This window comes from Catenovulum maritimum, from assembly GCF_001050375.1.
GTDB classification, from domain to species: domain Bacteria; phylum Pseudomonadota; class Gammaproteobacteria; order Enterobacterales; family Alteromonadaceae; genus Catenovulum; species Catenovulum maritimum.
Window position 1 is genome coordinate 1 of the sequence record NZ_KQ130491.1, and the last position, 20,261, is coordinate 20,261.

At 38.5% G+C, this 20,261-nt stretch carries 15 protein-coding genes and 1 pseudogene; 6 read left to right on the plus strand and 10 right to left on the minus strand.

The features are described 5' to 3' along the window. Positions 1-134 precede the first annotated feature (134 nt). On the plus strand, positions 135-1,331 hold the full coding sequence (gene chrA / locus XM47_RS10805; protein WP_048692414.1) for a chromate efflux transporter: 1,197 nt from the start codon (positions 135-137) through the stop codon (positions 1,329-1,331). A gap of 27 nt (positions 1,332-1,358) precedes the next feature. Here the strand turns inward: chrA and mutM are convergent, their stop codons facing one another. Beyond that, positions 1,359-2,171, minus strand: coding sequence for a bifunctional DNA-formamidopyrimidine glycosylase/DNA-(apurinic or apyrimidinic site) lyase (gene mutM / locus XM47_RS10810; protein ID WP_048692416.1), 813 nt, complete (start codon positions 2,169-2,171; stop codon positions 1,359-1,361). Positions 2,172-2,673: 502 nt separating this feature from the next. Between mutM and glnK the strand changes: the two genes are divergently transcribed. Next, the gene (gene glnK, locus XM47_RS10815; protein WP_048692417.1) at positions 2,674-3,012 is read left to right on the plus strand and encodes a P-II family nitrogen regulator; all 339 of its coding nucleotides are present in this window, start codon (positions 2,674-2,676) and stop codon (positions 3,010-3,012) included. 29 nt (positions 3,013-3,041) lie between these two features. Further along, the gene (locus tag XM47_RS10820; protein ID WP_048692419.1) at positions 3,042-4,310 is read left to right on the plus strand and encodes an ammonium transporter; all 1,269 of its coding nucleotides are present in this window, start codon (positions 3,042-3,044) and stop codon (positions 4,308-4,310) included. Positions 4,311-4,456: 146 nt separating this feature from the next. On the opposite strand, the gene XM47_RS10825 is transcribed toward XM47_RS10820, so the two are convergent. The 3 genes from XM47_RS10825 to XM47_RS10835 form a co-directional block, all read right to left on the minus strand. After that, entirely contained in the window at positions 4,457-5,032 is a 576-nt protein-coding gene (locus XM47_RS10825) for a response regulator transcription factor (RefSeq protein WP_048692421.1), read from the minus strand. A gap of 1 nt (position 5,033) precedes the next feature. After that, on the minus strand, positions 5,034-6,311 hold the full coding sequence (locus XM47_RS10830; protein WP_048692423.1) for a sensor histidine kinase: 1,278 nt from the start codon (positions 6,309-6,311) through the stop codon (positions 5,034-5,036). Between the two features lie 89 nt (positions 6,312-6,400). Next, the gene (locus XM47_RS10835) at positions 6,401-7,537 is read right to left on the minus strand and encodes a transporter (protein WP_149865498.1); all 1,137 of its coding nucleotides are present in this window, start codon (positions 7,535-7,537) and stop codon (positions 6,401-6,403) included. Between the two features lie 189 nt (positions 7,538-7,726). Here XM47_RS10835 and XM47_RS10840 point away from each other — a divergent pair, with 189 nt between their 5' ends. Together XM47_RS10840 and XM47_RS10845 are read left to right on the plus strand one after the other, a co-directional pair. Continuing rightward, on the plus strand, positions 7,727-9,193 hold the full coding sequence (locus XM47_RS10840) for a DEAD/DEAH box helicase (RefSeq protein WP_048692426.1): 1,467 nt from the start codon (positions 7,727-7,729) through the stop codon (positions 9,191-9,193). A gap of 296 nt (positions 9,194-9,489) precedes the next feature. Beyond that, the gene (locus XM47_RS10845) at positions 9,490-11,997 is read left to right on the plus strand and encodes a TonB-dependent receptor (protein ID WP_048692427.1); all 2,508 of its coding nucleotides are present in this window, start codon (positions 9,490-9,492) and stop codon (positions 11,995-11,997) included. A gap of 111 nt (positions 11,998-12,108) precedes the next feature. On the opposite strand, the pseudogene XM47_RS18860 reads toward XM47_RS10845, so the two are convergent. The 6 genes and pseudogenes from XM47_RS18860 to XM47_RS10870 form a co-directional block, all read right to left on the minus strand. After that, a pseudogene (locus tag XM47_RS18860) lies at positions 12,109-12,417 on the minus strand (DUF3465 domain-containing protein); the annotation flags it as partial. A gap of 411 nt (positions 12,418-12,828) precedes the next feature. After that, a complete protein-coding gene (locus XM47_RS10850) occupies positions 12,829-14,967 on the minus strand; it encodes an ATP-binding protein (protein WP_172656526.1) in 2,139 nt (712 codons plus the stop codon). 437 nt (positions 14,968-15,404) lie between these two features. After that, a complete protein-coding gene (locus XM47_RS10855) occupies positions 15,405-16,184 on the minus strand; it encodes an SIMPL domain-containing protein (protein ID WP_078061889.1) in 780 nt (259 codons plus the stop codon). Between the two features lie 289 nt (positions 16,185-16,473). Further along, positions 16,474-17,118: a cupin domain-containing protein gene (locus XM47_RS10860; protein WP_048692433.1), complete on the minus strand. Its 645-nt coding sequence runs from the start codon at positions 17,116-17,118 to the stop codon at positions 16,474-16,476. Positions 17,119-17,131: 13 nt separating this feature from the next. Continuing rightward, entirely contained in the window at positions 17,132-18,271 is a 1,140-nt protein-coding gene (locus tag XM47_RS10865; protein ID WP_048692435.1) for a pyridoxamine 5'-phosphate oxidase family protein, read from the minus strand. A 36-nt stretch (positions 18,272-18,307) separates the two neighbouring features. Beyond that, positions 18,308-18,934: a glutathione S-transferase family protein gene (locus XM47_RS10870; protein WP_048692437.1), complete on the minus strand. Its 627-nt coding sequence runs from the start codon at positions 18,932-18,934 to the stop codon at positions 18,308-18,310. A 108-nt stretch (positions 18,935-19,042) separates the two neighbouring features. Between XM47_RS10870 and XM47_RS10875 the strand changes: the two genes are divergently transcribed. Next, a complete protein-coding gene (locus tag XM47_RS10875; RefSeq protein WP_048692438.1) occupies positions 19,043-19,927 on the plus strand; it encodes a LysR family transcriptional regulator in 885 nt (294 codons plus the stop codon). The last annotated feature ends 334 nt before the right edge of the window (positions 19,928-20,261 follow it).

A 20,261-nucleotide genomic window follows, 5' to 3' on the forward strand; every position in this document is an offset into this window, starting at 1 on the left:
TTTAGCTCTAAAACATCGATAAGCTATTTTATTTAAAAAGCCGAGTCAAACCTATTTTTCAGTTATAGAAACTCAGTATTTTCTTGTCGTTTGGGTATATAATTTGGCCACAAATTTTTACGCTAAGACAGATAATGAAAAATACTTTAATTTTATTTTTTACCTTTTTGCGTTTGGGCTGTACCGCTTTTGGTGGACCTGTTGCTCATATTGCGTATTTTAGAGCCGAGTTCGTTGAAAGGCTCAAATGGTTTTCAGATTCCCAATACTCTCAGCTAGTCGCGATTTGCCAGTTTTTACCTGGCCCTGCAAGTAGCCAAGTAGGCATTGCTATTGGCATGAGCAGAGGCGGGCAGCTTGGCGCTTTTGCTGCTTGGCTCGGTTTTACTATGCCGTCTGCTATTATCTTAATTATCTTTGCTTCTAGTCTCAGCTTAATACCAAGTGTCGAACTCAATTCTATTATTCACGGTTTAAAGCTAATTACTGTCGCTGTGGTATTTCAAGCCGTTTACATGATGGCTAAACAATTTGATAAAGGCCTTATCACTCGAGTATTGGCGATAGTGTCTGCCATAATTATCGGCTTCAGCCAAATTCTTTGGCTTCAGTTCGCCATTATCATAGTTGCAGGTTTAGTCACCTGTTGGTTTATGAAATCTAATGCGCTGCCTCAAGATCCTCTCAATATCACAGTGAGCGATAAAGCCGCCTCAAACAGCTTTAATTTACTTGTATTAGGCTTAGTGGGTTTGCCTTTGTTGGTTTGGTTTTCGCCAGTTAATTGGCTTATGTTAGTTGATAGCTTTTTCCGTGTCGGCGCGATCGTTTTTGGTGGCGGGCATGTTGTGTTACCTATGCTACAGCAAGAGTTAGTGACTCCTGGTTGGGTAAACGCCAACAACTTTGTTGCAGGTTATGGTGCGACTCAATCTGTACCAGGGCCAATTTTTACTTTTGCTGCTTTTTTGGGGGCGGTTAATCAACTTGGTGTACCGCCTATTGCCGGCGCTTTTATTTGTTTATTTGCAATTTTTATCCCGTCATTTTTAATGGTAAATACTAGCTTGTACTATTGGCAAAAGTGGCAGCATATGACATGGATGGCTAACGCTTTAATCGGCATTAATGCAGCTGTTGTTGGTTTGTTGGCCGCTTGCTTAATTAATCCGGTGGTCACCCAGAGCATTTTTTCTTGGCTGGATGGGCTTGTTTGTTTAGCTCTAATTGCAATTTTATTTAGTAAAAAATGTCCAGTCTGGTTACTCGTCATTCTAGTGACTAGTAGCTATTGGTTGGTTGCTCTATTTGATATATCAGCCTTGATTTAGCGCTATAACAAGGCTGAAGCAGTTGTTTTATTTTTGACAGTTTTTGCAATATACGGTTGCGCGTTGGCCAATTACTATACCTTGTAATTCAGCTGAGCAGTTTTTACAAGCTTCACCTGCTCTACCATATACCTTTAGTTCTTGAACAAAATACCCAGGCTTACCATCTGCTTGGGTAAAATCTTTTAAGGTGGTACCGCCTTGTTTAATTGCTTGGGCTAAAACTATTTTTATGTTCTTTACTAATTCAAAGTAACGATTAAGACTAATTTTACCTGCTGCCCGTTTGGGATGGATGCCAGTCATAAATAGAGACTCATTAGCATATATGTTACCAACCCCGACTACATTTTTATTATCCATAATAAATTGCTTAATCGAACAGGTTTTATTACGAGACTTTTCAAATAGGTATTCACCTGTAAAGTCCTCAGTGAGGGGCTCTGGCCCTAAATGCGCTAAATGACCATCAGCATCCGCTAGATTCTCAAACCATAAAACCGCACCAAAACGTCTTGGATCATTTAACCTTAAACATAAGTCGTTTTTTAGCACGAGTTCAAAGTGATCGTGCTTTTGGACTTGAGTCGAGCTGGGCACGACGCAAAGCTTGCCCGACATGCCAAGGTGTAATAATGCAAAACCTTTTTCTGTTTCTAATAATAGATATTTAGCACGGCGAGTGATATTTAAGATTTTCAAGCCTTCAAGCGTCTTGATTGAATCCGGTATTGGCCAACGCATTTTCGGGTTACGTACAATAACCTGTTGGATTTCATGGTCAATTAAATGGGGCGAAATACCGAGTCGGGTAACTTCTACTTCTGGTAATTCAGGCATCAGGGGTCGCTCTTAAATAAAAAAGATTATACCTATTATCCGAGACGACTAAAAATCTAAAAATGCCTTATTAGCGGATGCACTAAATTATGACAGAGGTTAATTTGACGATTTAATTTCGCTAATAAGAGTACTTGAAGCTACCTATCAGACAGCTTAAATAATCTTTATAAGCAAGCTAAATAACAAGAAAAATGTATATATTTTATATTGTTAGTGAAACTCATTATAAGCGAGAACTATGTTCATAATAAACTCGATAAGTATGCTTTGCTCTGCACTAAAACAAACCAAATTTGCTAGATAACTAAAATCGCATCACAAAATGTTGCACATTTATGATGCGATTGTTGGATTTGTAAGCACCAAATTTGTACGTCAAATCCTGAAATAAAATAAAAGGTTATCTAAATTGTTGTTTTTTATTGCTTTTTTAACTTTGGCATAATGCTTGTAATATGACCTGTAGCCATTTCTTTAAACATTACTTAGGAGCATAGCTATGAAATTGGTTAGTGCGATCATCAAACCGTTCAAATTAGATGACGTTCGTGAAGCCATTTCTGAAATTGGCATCGAAGGTTTAACCGTAACAGAGGTTAAAGGCTTTGGTCGTCAGAAAGGTCATACCGAACTATACCGCGGTGCAGAATATCAAGTTGATTTCTTGCCAAAAGTTAAATTGGAAGTTGCCACTCAGGACGAAAACGTTGAGCGCTTAATTGAAGCGATTAGCAGTGCAGCGAAAACGGGTAAAATCGGAGACGGTAAAATTTTCGTCTACGAAGTAGAACAATGTATCCGTATTCGTACTGGCGAAACTGGCGACTCAGCCATTTAATTTTTTTGAAAATATTTTAGGAGACGACAATGGAAAATAATGTATTTCACTTGCAGTATGCAATGGATACTTTCTATTTCCTAGTTTGTGGCGCCCTTGTTATGTGGATGGCTGCAGGCTTTGCAATGTTAGAAGCGGGTCTAGTACGTGCTAAAAATACAACCGAAATTTTAACTAAAAACGTAGCTTTGTTTGCAATTTCTTGCATCATGTACTTAGTTTCTGGTTATGCAATCATGTACGGCGGCGAGTACTTCTTAGTTGGTATTCAAGACGTAGATGTAGACGCTACTTTAGCTAGCTTTAAAGAACAAGGTGATTTCACTGGTGGTTCAATTTACTCAGGTGCTTCAGACTTCTTCTTCCAAGTAGTTTTCGTTGCAACTGCAATGTCTATTGTTTCAGGTGCTGTTGCTGAGCGTATGAAATTATGGTCATTCTTAATCTTTACTGTTGTTATGACAGGTTTCATCTATCCAATGGAAGGTGCTTGGACTTGGGGTGGTAGTGCTGTATTCGGTATGTACACTTTAGGCGACTTAGGTTTCTCTGACTTCGCTGGTTCTGGTATCGTTCACATGGCTGGTGCAGCTGCAGCTTTAGCTGGTGTACTATTACTAGGTGCTCGTAAAGGTAAATACACAGCTGACGGTCGTGCAAACGCAATCCCAGGTTGTAACATGCCACTTGCTACTTTAGGTACATTCATCTTATGGATGGGTTGGTTCGGCTTCAACGGCGGTTCTGTACTTAAATTAGGTGATATCGCAAATGCAAACGCAGTTGCTATGGTATTCTTAAACACTAACGCAGCAGCAGCTGGTGGTGTTGTAGCTGCCTTAATCACAGCTCGTATCTTATTCAAGAAAGCTGATTTAACAATGGCATTAAACGGTGCATTAGCAGGTTTAGTTGCTATCACTGCTGAGCCTTCTACTCCTACTGCACTTCAAGCAACTATCTTTGGTGCTGTTGGTGGTATCTTAGTAGTATTCTCTATCTTAGCTTTAGATAAATTAAAAATTGATGATCCAGTGGGTGCTATCTCTGTTCACGGTGTTGTTGGTTTATTAGGTTTATTATTAGTACCATTAACAAATGACGGTTCTTCTTTCAGCGGTCAGTTAATCGGTGCATTAACTATCTTCGTATGGGTATTCGTAACTAGCTTCATCGTTTGGTTAATCATCAAAACGGTTGTTGGTATCAGAGTATCTGATGAAGAAGAATATGAAGGTGTTGACATCTCTGAGTGTGGTATCGAAGCTTACCCAGAGTTCACTAAATCTTCTAAATAATTAGTTTATAATTATTTGATTAAAAGCCGCGTTTATCGCGGCTTTTTTGTATCTGTATGTTCCGTCCTTAATTGAATACTTGCTTTGCTACCGAGGGATTACCGCTGGTTTTTAAAGTCGGGTTGATTTTTAAGCAGGGTGAGCTTTCAAACTTGGGTTGGTTTTTTAGCGAGCTTTCTTTGTAGTGTTCGTCTGTGCATGTTTAGCTGACGTGCTGTTTCAGATATATTCCCTTTGTTATCATCTAATACTTTTTGTATGTATTCCCATTCCAGCCTGTCTGGAGATAACCTTTGTGATTCATCTGTAACTTGATTACTTGTTCTATCTGTTCGGCTATCGTCGATTAAATTTAATAGACTAGATAAGTTAATTGGTTTGGGTAAATAGTCATCAGCACCTGACTTTATCGCGGTTACTGTTGTTGCTATGCTGGCATAGCCTGTCACTACGATTATTTTAGCCTTTGGTTGCTGTTGTCTTAGCTCCGCAATATAGGGCAGGCTATTGGTATCGCCCAAGTTCATATCTAGCAGGATAATTTCTGGCGCAAACTCAGCGCATCTTGTTAATAAATGCGCGACATCATCTAAATGTTCACAGTGAAAACCTTTGCTGTTTAATTGCCGGCATAGGGTTCGGGCAAATACTGGGTCATCTTCAAGTAAGAGTAATTTTCGATTGTAGTTTGAGCTGGAAAGCGACTGGCTTGAAGTATTCATGCTATTCAATATCCAAGATTCGGTATGGTAATTCAATTAAGCTATTCGTACCTAGTCCGGTATTAAAATCTCGATTGGTTAAAGTTAATCGGCCGCCTAAATTTTCAATACTGGTATTGGCTAATACCAAACCAATCCCCATACCTTGGTTACTCTTAGGTATCACTTTTTGTCCTAGCTGTTGTAATAAATCTGGCGCAACGCCTTTACCATTATCTAGGATCTGAATTTGGATGTATTGCTCGGTTAACTCTAACTTAATCTCAATTTGATCACTGTTATTTTGTAAGCTAGCACTCGCCGCATTTTGTAATATATTGCTTAGAGCCATTTGTAAATTAAAGTCTGTAAGGACTAACAAACTTTTGTCTTTAGGCAACTTACTAATATCCAACTGATACTGAACGTTATTAAAGCTGACCCACCAAAACTCTGTTGTTTGTTTAATAAAGTCGATGACAGACTGCCAAGTTTGATTTTCGGGCTGAGCATTTCTAGCAGTTGTCGTTATTTTATGAACCGCTTTACTACAAATTTCTATTTGCTCTGCTAACTCTCTGATTGCCTCTTGATTTGGACTTTGTTGAATCTCTTCAATCAATAAGTTTGCAGTTGATAAAGGAGTGCCTAATGAATGTGCGGCATTGGCTGCTGTGGTTGCGACCGCTAAGATTTGTTCATCTTTAAATTGTCGTTCTTTTAATTTAGTAATTGTCTTTGCTTGGTTTTTTATCGCAACTTTCTGCTGGGTGATAAACCAAGTCATTAATAGGCTACTCATGATAAAAGTTAGCCACATACCGACTAAGTGTTCGATAAAGCTATTGCCTAAGTGATGGAAGTGCTCAGCTACGCCTTGCCACATCAAAAAGCTGTAAATTGCGATTGAGCTTAGGGTAATAAACCAAGCCGTTCTTCTTGCTAGTTGCAGTGCCGCACTAATCACTGGAATAAATAAGACAAATGTTGCGCCACTACTGGCACCACCATGCAATGAAAGTAAATAAGCATAAAAGCCCAAGTCGATAAAAAATGGAATGGCATTTTTGAGTTGATTATAAATAGAATGCTTGTTAATTAATGGCGGCGCTTGCTTCGCTTTTTGTAGAGAAAATAAGATAAGGTGAATCGAATACGCACTAATAACCAACCATAAGTTAGTTTGAGCTATATCACCCCAAATACTAATGGCGATAACTGCTGCAATGAGCAAAAGCCAAGGTTGAGCTAAAGATAAGGTTTTAATCGTGTTTAAGCGATTGGATTGAATTAGTTTCACATATACAGTTTATGGTACTCAGATATTTAAAGAGGCTAAATTGCTTCAGCCTCTTTTGCAAGTTATTGCAAGCTTGTTTGCGCTAACAACTAAAATGCTTTTTGCCAGCCAAGCATTAAACTTGAATCTGTCTTCATTTGAATACCATCAAAGTCTTGGGATATAGGTTTAGATAATTCAAAGGCGACTCTATGGCCGTTCAGCAATTTACCATTGAATACATAATTTACCCCTATGGCGGCATCTAATTGCTTAACGCCGCGCATATTTGCATCTGCACTAGGCATCATCATAGGGTTTAACTTTTTATCTTGTCCTTTAAAGTTATCTTTATCTGTATAGCTTAAGCGAGCAGAAATACTGATATCCGAATTAATACCGATTGCCGCCCAATTGTGCCATACGATTTTATCGCCGGGTTGATATCCAGCATCATTTTTTTCTAATGCGGTTTCGTAATTAAACTGACTACCGAATTGAATTTGGTCTGCTTGATAAGTCAGGGTATAAGCTGCAAACGCATTATAGGTATCTGTGCCTAACTGCATCGGATAACCTAAGGTTATTTTATTACCCTCGTTATCGGTTCTTGTTTGCGCTACATCACCTGTCGGTAAATTTAAACCGATTGTAAAATGAGAGCGATATGCATCACCATTAAAGGCATTAATTAAAGCTGCAATACGGCTGTCGCCTAAACCTGAACTGCTGGTTTGCATCTGCATATGCTGCATCGCCATACTATTATCCATGCTCATGCCATTACCCATGTTTGACATGTCGTCGCTCATTGGAGCATCCATTGACATATCATTGTTCATAGCGCCATTCATGCTATTCATCATACGCATTGCCATTTGCATATCATTTGATAAGTAATTGGTCATAAACATTAGCGTGATATTGTCACTAGGCGCGTACATCATGCCTAGCATATGCATTTTCATTTGCATATCCTTAGGTGCCATCATGTAATTTTTTCCCTCAGCGCTCAGAGTATGATCTAGGCCGATATCCTCTTTACCCATTTGTAAGCCAGACATTTGCATATCCATATAGCGGTACGAAACCATCCATTCGCCTTGTTTATGTAAATGATCTGCCATAATAGAAATTGGTGCATGGCCTAGTGCATTATGTTTTTTATCTTGATGATGATTGCCAGCAGCTAACACAGAGCAACTTGCTGTTAGTAATGAAACGACTAAGAATGATTGTTTAAACATGGATTTAGATAATTATTTGAATATGATTTCATTATAAAAAATAAATTCCACTTTGGGGTGTGACAAATTGTCGCACTTGGGCCAATTTGTATTCCAATTTTTGCTAGATTTTTAGCTTAATTAACTTGTGAATTTATCCATATACTGTAAGCTCCGCGCCTTGATCTATCTTGTTTTGAGAATATTTAAATGTCAGAAATCACTCCAGAAAATATAGCCAATTTTGACCAACTTGGTTTAGCTAAAACCATAGTTGATGCCGTGAAATTAGCTGGTTATACCAAACCATCTCCAATTCAGGCAAAAGCAATTCCGGCTATTTTAACGGGTAGAGATTTAATGGCAGCAGCGCAAACTGGAACAGGTAAAACGGCTGGTTTTACCTTACCTATGTTAGAGCTACTTTCTAAAGGTAAACCGGCAAGAGCGAATCAGGTTCGCGCGCTTATTCTTACCCCAACCCGTGAACTTGCGGCTCAAGTGGGTGAAAGTGTTGAAAAGTACGGTAGTCAATTATCGTTAAAATCGGCAATTGTTTTTGGTGGCGTTAAAATTAACCCACAAATGCTAAAGCTAACCCGTGGTGTTGATATCCTAGTGGCAACGCCAGGACGCTTAATGGATTTACATCAGCAAAATGCCGTTAAGTTTGATGATTTAGAAATTTTCGTATTGGACGAAGCTGATCGCATGTTAGACATGGGCTTTATTCGAGATATTAGAAAAATTATTAACTTACTACCAAAGCAGCGTCAAAACTTACTGTTTTCTGCAACGTTCTCAAATGAAATTAGAGAACTTGCGAAGGGCTTAATCAATGACCCTATCGAAGTTTCAGTAAGCCCAGCCAACACGACAACTAAACTTATCGAGCAATGGTTGCACGAAGTCGATAAAAGCGCTAAATCTAAAATGCTAATTAAGCTGATACAGCAAAATGACTGGCAACAAGCTTTAGTTTTTACCCGAACTAAACATGGCGCAAATAGGTTAGCCCGTAAGTTAGATCAAGAATTTATCAGTGCGGCGGCCATTCATGGTGATAAAAGCCAAGGCGCACGAACAAAAGCGCTCGCTAATTTTAAATCTGGTGAAATTAAAATACTGGTCGCAACTGACATTGCCGCGCGTGGAATCGATATAAGCGAATTACCACAAGTTGTAAACTTTGACTTACCGCATGTCGCGGAAGACTATGTGCATAGAATTGGTCGAACGGGTCGAGCTGGCTCTACAGGTAAAGCAATCTCTTTAGTCAGTGAAGATGAATTCAAGCAGCTACAAGCGGTTGAATCATTTATTGGTCAAATTATTGAGCGTAGAGAAGTGTCGGGTTACAAAGCAAGTAACCCTGTACCTGAATCTAGATTAAAATCTTACAAAGCACCTAAACCTAAAAAGCCAAAGAAACCTAAGACGAATACAAGTGGCGAGCAAGCAGAAGCAAGCCAAGCCAACAATAAGCCAAAAGCTGACAGTCGAGGTCAGGCTAGACGAAAACCAAACTCTGGTTCAGCGAATAAAACAAGAAAGCCAAGAAATCCAGACGCCAGTGGCAATAAACCAAGTAATCAAAACTCGGATAGACCTCAAAAAAAACGAGAATCTAATAAGCCCAACAAGGGTAACAGCTTTAAATTTAAAGCAACTCGTTAATTTTATCCTCGCGATTAGCTGATTTAGCTCTATATGGCCATCAGCTTTCAAATTGATGATTTGAAAGCTGGCGGTAAAGCGATTTCTAATTTCTAGTACATTTGAACTTACCTTCTAACTCCTCCTGCTTTAGCTCAAATTTTAACTCTATTTTTAACTTCAACTCCAAGTTCATCTCGAATTCGCTCTGTTTGATGAAGTATAAAAAACACCAGAAATAACTTGAACCTGAAATGTAATAATGTAACATGTCGGAATTGTTACGTTATAACGTTTATTTTTTTGGTGTTTGTTACATGAAGTCTTCTAAAATTTTACCTTTAACGCTTGGCAGCGCTTTATCTTTTACCTGTTTAAATACAATGGCAGCTGAAATTCCATTAACAGGTGTGATTGTTGATTCTCAAAGTCGCCCAATTCATCAGGCTGTTATCCAAGTAAAAGGTAGCAAGCAGAAGGTTAAAACAGACAGTAATGGTCAATTTAAGATTAGCTTAGATACGTCTAAAGTGGATGAAATCCATATAACAGCTGACGGCTTCGCTCATGTTAATTTTCATTTAGATGAACAACCAGACTTAACCGCGCCACTTACCATTAAGCTTGCATCTTCAGTAATGGAAGTAATTGATGTTAAAGCCAGTATTTTCCACTTATCGCAAATTGAGTCAGCTGCACCAGTGAGCGTTTTATCAAATGAAAAATTACTTAATCGTCAAGCGGCAACATTAGGCGAAACTTTAAAAAATGAATTAGGTATTCATAGTAATTTTTATGGTGGCGTGACAGCTTCCCCTATTATTCGAGGTTTAGATGGACCAAGAGTAATGACAGCACAAAATGGTTTAGACACTGGCGACGTGTCTCGTGTTGGCCCAGATCATTCAATCACAGCCGAAGCGGGTACCGCTGAGCAAATTGAAATTTTACGCGGCCCAGCTTCTTTATTATTTGGTAGTGGCGCAATTGGTGGTGTGGTTAATGTAGTCGACAACCGAGTACCTAGTTTTAAAAACAACAAAACAGAATTATTTTATAGCCACTCAAGTGTTAATCAACAAGACAGTGCGAGCTTAACGCTAGAGCGAGATATCGCAGATTTTGCTTTCCATTTAGATGGTTTTTGGCGTCAGTCAGATGATTATAAAATTCCTGAAGGCGAACACCATGCCGAAGAAGAGCATGAAGAAGACGGACATGAAGAAGGCCATGAAGAGGAACACGAAGCGCATGCAGATAGAGTTGAAAACTCGTATTCTGAAGCATCAGGGATAACTTTAGGCGCAAGCTATATATTAGATAACGGCTATATTGGCTTATCTTACGGCAGGTTAGATCAAGAATATGGTATTCCTGGCCACGAGCATGCATCTCATGAGGAAGAAGAGCATGACGAAGCACACGAAGATGAGCATATGGAAGAAGCTCATGTATTCGCTAAAGTTAAACAAAACAGATATCAACTGATTTCAGAATTGAATCTAGCGGATAACTTCATCAATCAAATTAATACCCGAATCGGCTACACAGACTACCAGCACGATGAAATTGAAGGGGATGAAATCGGCACTCGTTTTAACTCTAGATCAACAGAAGCCAAAGTTGAAATGAGGCATAACACCCTTGCACAATGGCGTGGTGGTTTTACGTTACATTATAAAGATAAAGACTATAAAGCTGCTGGTGAAGAAGCATTTTCCCCCAATAGCAACGAACAAACACTCGCTTTAGCTTGGTTAGAAGAAAGGCATTTTGATGACTTACTAATCCAATTAGGCGCCCGAGTTGAGCAGGTAAAGATTAGCGCGGGTAACTTTAGTTATAATGAAATTCACTTCATTGAAGAAGGTGAAGAAGATGATCACCTAGATGCGCATGACGATGAACACCTAGATGAAGAAGCACACACAGAAGAGTTGTTTAGCAATTGGCAACAAAGCTTTAATTTAACTAACGTGTCACTTGGCTTTATTTGGGACTTTGCCCAAGGTTACAACCTAGGTGTAAATTTAACTCGTGCTCAAAGAGCACCTTCTGCTGCTGAACTACTGTCTTTTGGTCCGCATTTAGCGAGCAACAGCTATGATATCGGTGCAGCTTATCAAGTCGATTTTGAATCTGGTCATGTTGACGATGTTAAGCTTAAAGCCGACATAGAAACGTCAAATAACTTAGATTTCTCAATCCGCAAATTTGAGGGTGATACAGGCTTTATTTTCAACTTATTTTATAATCGAATTAATAACTTTTACTATCAAGCTAATGTGAACCATGAAGCTGAAATTAGCCATGAACCGCATGAGGAAGAAGGCCACGACGCAGCAGATGAGGCTGAAGAACATGAGTTTCTCCACTTACCTGTTTATCAATATCAAACCGATGATGCGACGCTGAAAGGTATAGAGTTACAATATATTTGGCAAATTAACTCGGAATTAAAATACACATTTTTAACTGATTATATCCAAGTTAAATTAGACAATAATGGCTACGCACCTAGAATTCCGCCACTAAGAATTGGCTCAAACCTAAATTATCAAACGGATAGTTATAGTGTAGAAGCTTCTTGGTCTTATTATGCTAAGCAAGACAAATTGGCAGAGTACGAAACGGCAACAGATGGCTACCATATGTTAGATTTAAGCTTTAATTATTACTTAAGCCAAAATACCACAGACTTAACTGTATTTGCTAAGGTGCAAAACTTAACTAATGAATATGCTCAAGTACATAGCTCATTAATAAAACAAGATTCACCTCTAGCAGCCCGTAATTTTACTCTAGGCATTCGAGCTGAGTTTTAATTATAGCTAGGTCAAACGAACACAGATCTGATTGATATAGCTCGATCAGATCTGAGTTCATACAGCTAAGCGCACCTGTCGTAAAACTAACGATTAAACTCACTAATAAAGCTATTGGTAGACTTTACCATTATGCTTTAACCATCCGCCAACATGACGGCCTTTTGGGTCATGATGAGTCCAGTGAACCACACCCCCTTTTTTATTCCATTCATATTCACCGTAAAATTGGACGAGATCACCTTTGGCTATGGAATTTATTCTAGGCGCAAGGTCAATATTGTGTGCAATTAGAATGGTTTGTCCTGTTGAGAGTTTTAAAATAAATTTTTGATGGCGAGAGCCTTTATTATCACCTTTAAGTATTCTAATGACAGTGCCGCTCCCTTTTACTTGTACATCGCTTTGATGGTTTTCATAGAGCTAAATCAATATAAATTGCGAGTATCAGAGTCATCACAGACAGTTCAATTCAAGGCGTGTCATTGCAGGAATGTAGGCACCTTTCAAAATGATACAACACAGAAGTGAGCTGTCTGTGAGGCTCCTGAAAGGCTGGGCTAAAAGCCATTTATTCTGCGTTAATTTGGCTTGGCATAGAACCACTATGCCTGCGCCAACTTGCCTTGCCTAAATGGCTTTTATCTCCAGCTGATTATCGCTATTTATATTGATTTAGCTCTAAGCTAATTTTACAGACTCTGCTTGAACTGGAACAATTGATTGCAATAAAACCAATACAACAAATATCGATTTTAATATCTGATTCAATATCAAATCACCTCACCTCTATTTTTATCATGATGGCTACACAGACGCTATTTGTTGGTTTTATTCTGATTTAAACCATTTAGTTAGCAAGCTTTCTAATTGAGAAATATCTATTGGTTTCATTAAGTAGTCATCAAAATCAAACTCATCAGAACTGGAAATTTCATCGCTAGAGCTAAATTTGATTAAAATAGGTGGCTGTTTGCCTTGCTCAACGTAGTGTTGGGTGATTTTGAATGCGGCTTCTATACCGCCCATTTCAGGCATATGAATATCTAAAAAAATCATGTGGTAATGCTTTTTATCAATTAACTCTAGTGCTACTTGCCCATTTTTAGCGGTATCCACAGTCAGCTGAAATCGGCCAAATACAGCTGTCGCGACCTCTCTATTGATATCTATATCATCACAAACCAAAATATTAGCATTAGATAAAAGCGTTTGTTGGATTCGAGTGTCTAGATCTGGGTTCGCCGCACTTTCTGCAGCTATCGTTTTGACTTGTAAGGTGTAGTTAAATTTAGTTCCAACATTTAGCTCGCTTTCTACCCAAACTTCTCCGGCCATTAACCCAATCAATTGTTTATTGATTGCTAGGCCTAAACCCGTACCCATTAGTTTCTTATTTTTATCTGTGTTTTCTTGGGCGTATGGCTGGAATAGCTTATCCATAAACTCTTGATTCATCCCTAGGCCTGTATCTTGTACGCAAATCGCTAATGTGGCTGTTTCGCTCGATACATAGAGCTGTTGTACCGTTATAAGCACTTGCCCTTGCTCAGTAAATTTGACTGAGTTTCCTACAAAGTTATATAAAATTTGGCTAAATCTTGTTCCGTCGATTAAGTATTCTTCATCCACATTCGAATCAATATTAACCGCTATTTTTACCTGTTTATCTCTGACTAATTCAGTAAAAACATTGGCAACACTATTAACTAACTGACGAATATTTGTTTTTGAAGGCCTTAATTCCATACAGCCTTGCTTACTTTTAGAGTAATCTAAAATGTCATTCACTATGGTTAATAAATTTTGGCTATTAAGTTGAATGCTCTGTATCCATTTTTGTTGTTCCGGATTCAACCCAGAAGAATAGAGCATGTTTGAAATGCCTATTATACCTGTCATAGGTGAGCGAATTTCATGACTCATATTGGCTAAAAATTCACTCTTTTTCTTGTTTTCTTCATCCGCTTTGTCGGTAAGTGCTTTGAGTGTTTTGGTTTTTTCAGCGACTTTTTGTTCTAAGGTTTGGTTATAGCTAATTAACGAGCTAGATAAAGCATTGACTGAATCGGCTAAATCATTCAACTCAGCATAACTGTCCGTGTTTAACTTTAAAGCGTAATCACCGTCAGAGATCATTTTTGTTTTTGCGGTAAATTGTTTGATTGGTTCACTTATGTGTTTAACCGCTAAATAAGCAAACACGAGTGCGAATAATAAAATAACAATAATGCACAGGATAAAATAAAATTTAATTGCTTTTAATTCGGCTAAGGCTTCTTCTTTGTGTTGGGAAATGAGTAAAAACCAAGGCGTTGATTCAATACTTTGAGTGACAAAAAACAGTGCCTGACGCTTATCATTTATGCTCATTTGTAGCTCAGAGTTCGACTGATTCGAGATATCTTCGGGTACAATAGGGATGTTATCTTTTTGCTTAAATGAGAAATCGTTTTGGTTTAAAGCATGAAATAAAGTTTTTTCAGAGTGCTTATGTTTTATTGACTCAACTAAGTAAATCTTACCCGTTTCTCCCAAAAAATCAGAGTGATTCAAGGTTTGATACAAGGCTGAAAATTGAGTGTGAACCGTTAAGTAGCCGAGTTTTTCTCCATTTAAAAACAAAGGCGCGGTAAATAAATGCATGAACTCATTGTCTGCTATTAGATAGTTATCGACAGCGACATCTTTCACCTTTGTTAGTAAGGCGTAACTTTGTTTAAATTGGCTTAAAGGCTTGGCATCTGCTTTGGTTGAAATAATGATATTGCCGTCGCTATCATGAATATCAATTTGGTTGAAATCGGGAATAGATGCTTTTGCATCTGATAGGATTCGCAGCATCCCTTGTTTTATTTCTTGTTGCTTCTCTTCTGCTTGCTCTGGATTGCTCACCTGCTGACGGAGAAGCTTCCTCAGTTGAGTTCGGCTCGATGTTAACAAGATGCGTTCTTTGTTTTGTTTTATCAACAATTCTACCTGCTGTTTCAAGCCAATGCTTAAGCTGATAAGCCTTTCTTCGGTATGTTTATTTATATTTTTATAAGTAAAATAATACACAGTGCTAGAGAAAGTAACTAAGCAGAAAGTGCAAAATATTGCTAACGATATAAATAAGGTCTTTGGAAGAGTCATTGCAAACCAAGGGTTAATCCATCAGCCTTAAGTATAGCGGATGACAACATATATGCTAGCTTGATTTTTGTTTTTAAGTATCTGTTTTTAAATGATTATTTAAAATTTAATTAGATAGGTAACTCGATTTATCAGCGTTGAAATAATCTAAAAATATATCTGAATGGTCACTTATTTTATTTTTAACTTTAGTGTTAATGGTTTCGGCAACTCAAAAGCTGCCGATAAAATTACTAGTCGCTATTGGCCTGTGTGTGGCTAGTAGCGCTAAGTTATTCTAATTCATAAACTACGAATATTTGCGCTGTAGCAACCATAGTCCCTGGTTCAAACGATGAGCCAGCACCTCTTACTGATATTCCAGAAACACGACTTAAAGCGTTAGCAATACTATAGTCACTTGTAGTACCTATATCCTCGGCCAGTATGCTTGCATGGCTACCGGAAATGCTTCTAGAAACATTTAGATATTGCTTTTCAAGGCGCCTTAAATTGAACTCTGAAATAGAATAGACATCACCTAATGTCTTACCTTGGCTTTTCGCCAGCATAGTCGCTCTTTTTCTGGCATCTTCCATGGCAGCATTAAGCGCTTTATCGGTCAGCGCATCTGAATCGCTCACATCTAAAGACGAGGATATATCTTCCGAGATTTTGAGCGCAATCAGTGATGATAAAACCTCACTGTATAGATCAATATTCGTCAATTTAATCTTAATATTTCTTGAAACAGACGTGCCAATATAAATGCTTTTACCTTGCTCCCATCTGGTTTTTCTCTGCACTCTCAAGCTATCAGATGTAATATTTTTCAAATCTATGCCGAGCTCAATGCTTTTTGATAACAGCGCTTTAGAGTTTTTGTCTATTGCTTCTTTTGCTAAATCCACATCTTTATCTATTTCTTCAAGGTGAATCGAAAACAAAACAATATCTGGTGAAACATCAATACTTGCACTTCCCTCAACATAAACATGGGGTTCGTCTGGTAATGAAGACGCCATTGTTGCCAAAGGTAAGAAAGAGAGGATTAAGATTAGAACGGATTTCATCAAATGTACTCCATGTAATAGCTAACGCCTCTATATAGAGGCAGATGTGTAAGTTAGTTAAAATAGGCGACTCAGGAGTAAAAGCCAACCGTTATTTGTCTGCGGTGTGATTTATTGTATTTAACAAACCAAAGTAGGCATTATTAAACACCGCCTTATGTTGCGCTATAACCTATGGCTGCGTTTAATAATGCCATATAGGATTTTGCTCTGTACCTACCGTGTAAACACATAAATCACAGGCTGAACGCAAGATAAACTCGGTGTAGTAGGGCAGCTTAGCTGCCAACTATAAATGCCCGACTTTAACCCAAATTAGGGTGTCTACTTCAACATACGGGTTGTGCTGACTTCCATGCGGGTTTCTAATCCAAGTGCCGGCTGGGTAGCGGCCAAATTCATCAATAAACTCGCCTGATATCACGTAAATTTCTTCACCGCCCCAATGTTGGTGTGGTTTAAATTTTGCGCCAGCAGGCCAAAACACTAAAGCGGTCGATTCTGTTTTATGGCTATGTAGTGGCATTACTTGAAGTAAATCATATCCCGCTTGCCAAGGTTCTTGTTGCGTATCTAGCAGTAAATGCTGGTTATCGTCGGCTTGAAACTGGTGTAATTTTACTAATATGGTACATCCATTTTTGCTAAAGGGAGCGTGTTTAAATCCTTCTGGATTTCGGAAATATTGGCCTTGGTGATAATCCCCAGTGTGATCAGAAAATGTACCTTCTAACACCAGTATTTCCTCACCTAGCGGGTGGTCGTGTTCGGAAAAGCTCGCACCTGCGTCGTATTTTACTATGCTGGTTGCATGTCCTCTTTCTTTGTCTTCTCTCGCTAGCGGTTTGCGCCATACGCCAGCCTTGGGACTCGGTTGCCAATTTTGTTGCTTGGTATCTATGACGACTCTTTCGTTAAAATTCATATTTAGCATTTTTGGGTCACTTTCATTTTTTTGTCGTTTTCACCTTTAAACTTGCAGCATAGTTAAATCCTGCAATAAAATTGGTATGCAACGAAGCTGGATTAATTTGTACGTTTGAGCTGTCGCTTAAGTTTACTGCGAGTTCTGCTTTTGATGCTGAATCTTCATTGTTACTTGAAATACCAGTTGTTTCCATTCTAAAAGGTAAAGCTTGTTTTAACCAATAAGCATTTGTCATTTTAAAACGCCACAGCCTGTGGGCGTCACTAAATTCGTCTAAATTTTTAGCTTGCCAATCAATGCGTGCTTCACCTGTCATGGTTAAAATGTCCCCAGTTGAAAAGTCAAAAAAGAGTAAACCTGCTTTGCCGGTTTCTTCTATATTACCTAGGGTATTAAAGAAATTGTTACCTGCGTAATCCGGTATGATTAACTCCTTGTTTTGATCAAGCTTAACAAAACCGGGTTTACCGCCTCTGTGCGAAACATCAGCACCATGAGATGCAGGTGTTAGTGATTGATTTGAGCTTGAATCGTTTTGTGCGCTTTGTTGATAATAACTTGCAACAAAGAAGGTATCTGATTTTTGAATCAAGCGAACTGCTTTTTCATCTAAGCGGGTTAGCTTTTTTTGATTCGTTTCCGCTTTAGCATCTAATGGACTAGGCTGAATAAGCTTGCGGGTATTTATATATTTGGGGCAATTTCCAAAGCTCTGTAATACTTTAAGTTCAACTTGGGTATTCGTTGTATTGTTAACTTGGACAGAGAGTCTATTACGGCGCTTATTCGATAAATCTAAGCCGAGTAAGCCTAGCTTATCATTGGCCGAAATTTTATGCTGAGTGGCATTAATCGAGCTAAAGTCTGGCTCATTTAGCCTTAATTTTTTGTCTGTGATGATTGAAATAAGTGGCTGTTTTTTATAAATAATACCCGCCCAAGGGTTTTGGTTATCATCAAGATAACCGACAAAAAGATAAGGTAAATTGCTAAAAAACTCACTATGCTGTTGGGGCATATAGTCACGTATATACTTTTGTCCTATTTCTGCCATTTGTGACTGTTTGCCAACAGACTGTTGCAGCTTTTGTTCTCCAATATGAAAAGTCGAGTGCATCGAATTTTGATTCTCTGCTTGCTGGGTTTTTAGAAGCGCCATTTGTAATACACTCGCTATTCTGGCTAATCTTTGAGGCTATTTATTGGATGAATCAACTTGGGTTTTCTGCATAGGTTTAAAACCTTTTAGGGCTTCTATTCTCGTTAACCAAGTCGTCACATTAGGATATTGCTCAAGCGAAACATCACCCTCAGGTGCGTGCGCTATATAGGTATAATGCGCTATGTCCGCTAGGCTAGGTTTGTCGCCAACTAGCCAGTTTTTATTGGCTAAATCTTGATTAAATAAAGTTAAAAACGAATGTGAAATAGTTAACGCAAATGATTTATCTAAAGCAGCGCCAAAAACATTAATCAGTCTTGCATTACAAGGACCAAAGGTTAATTTACCAGCAGCTAAAGAGAAGTATTTTTGTATCTCTACTTGTTGCAGCAGATCTTCAGGATACCAATTTCTTTTAGCATCATATTTATTGGCTAAATAAAGCAAAATTGCGTTTGAGTCGGCCAGTGTGATGTCGCCATCTTCTAAAACGGGTATTTGTCCCGCTGGGTTTTTAGCAAGAAACTCAGGCGTTTTGTGCTCTCCGTTTGCTAGGTCTAAGTTAATAAGCTCTGCTTCTAAGCCCAGTAGAGATAAAAATAGTTCCACTCTATGTGAATGGCCTGACAGAGGAAAAGTATATAGTTTGATTGCTGACATTATGATTACCTAAAGTGTTGATGTTTGATGAGGCTATTATGTTTGTTTATATTTTTTTGATAAACATTGCTATTATTGAATAATTGTCAACAAAACGTGTTTAATTGAATGGATACTATTGATGGATTAAAAACGGTTATCGCAGTCGTCGAAACCGGTTCTTTTACTGCTGCGAGTGAGCGTTTAGCTATCTCTAAAGCCTTAGTAAGTAAATATATAGGCGAAATAGAAGATAAGCTGGATATTCGATTGTTTAACCGTACAACACGGAAGATATCTTTAACTGAAGCTGGCTCAAACTATTATCAGCATGCTGTACAGCTAGTTGAAAAATATGATGCCATGGTTGATGACGTTGTCGGCGAACAAGCTAGTCCAAAAGGCTTGCTCAGAGTGAGTGCGCCAGTGACATTTGGTGAACGTTGGCTGGCTAGTCATATTCCTGAATTCAGCCAAATGTATCCTGATTTAAATCTTGAGTTAGTGTTGAATAATAGGCCTGTCGATATGCTGGAAGAAGGCATAGATGTCAGAATTAAAATTGGCACAGTAGAAGACTCTAACATGATAGCTAGGCACATAAATGATGTTGCTGTGCTAATGTGTGCTTCGCCCAAGTATTTAAAGCAACATGGTGTACCAGTTAAACCGGAAGACTTGCACCAACACCAATGCATTATAGATACTAACTTTCGAGTTGGACGGTTTTGGCCGCTAACGTCAGAGCAGGGTCATCAAGTCACAATTGAAGTTGTTTCTAAGCTCGCTTGTAATAGTCCGCAAGCCATTGCAAATATTGCCAAAGCGGGTGGTGGGATTGCATTTATTACTCATCACGCGATCGCAGATGAACTTAACTCGGGTGAATTGATTCAAGTTTTACCTGAGTATAAATCTCTCACTTTTGGCATTTATGCTATGTACCCGCATAGAAAGCATGTCTCTAGAAAAGTGAAATGTTTTGTAGAGTTTATGCAGCAAAAGTTTGGTTAAGCGTTTAAAGCCGCAGTATTAAAGTACGACAAAATCGCTTGGTGTTAACTGCTTTAGCGTAGTCGCTTATATCCGAAGGTTTAAGCTTCACCTGACAGGCAGCTTTGGGCGAAAAACGGATCTGAAATATGTTTCATCTAGGCGTCTGCTTACGAGTTTAAGCCGTCTAAACGTCTCTATTTTCAATGACTGTAGGTTGGGCCGAGCGAAGCGAATCCCAACAATTGAACTTAATATTGCACGAGCCAATATTTATTTTATAACGACTTTAGCTGATTAGTTAAAAGGGAGTTTGGAGGTGCATTATCGAAGGTATTTTGTCAAAGGCGGCTGT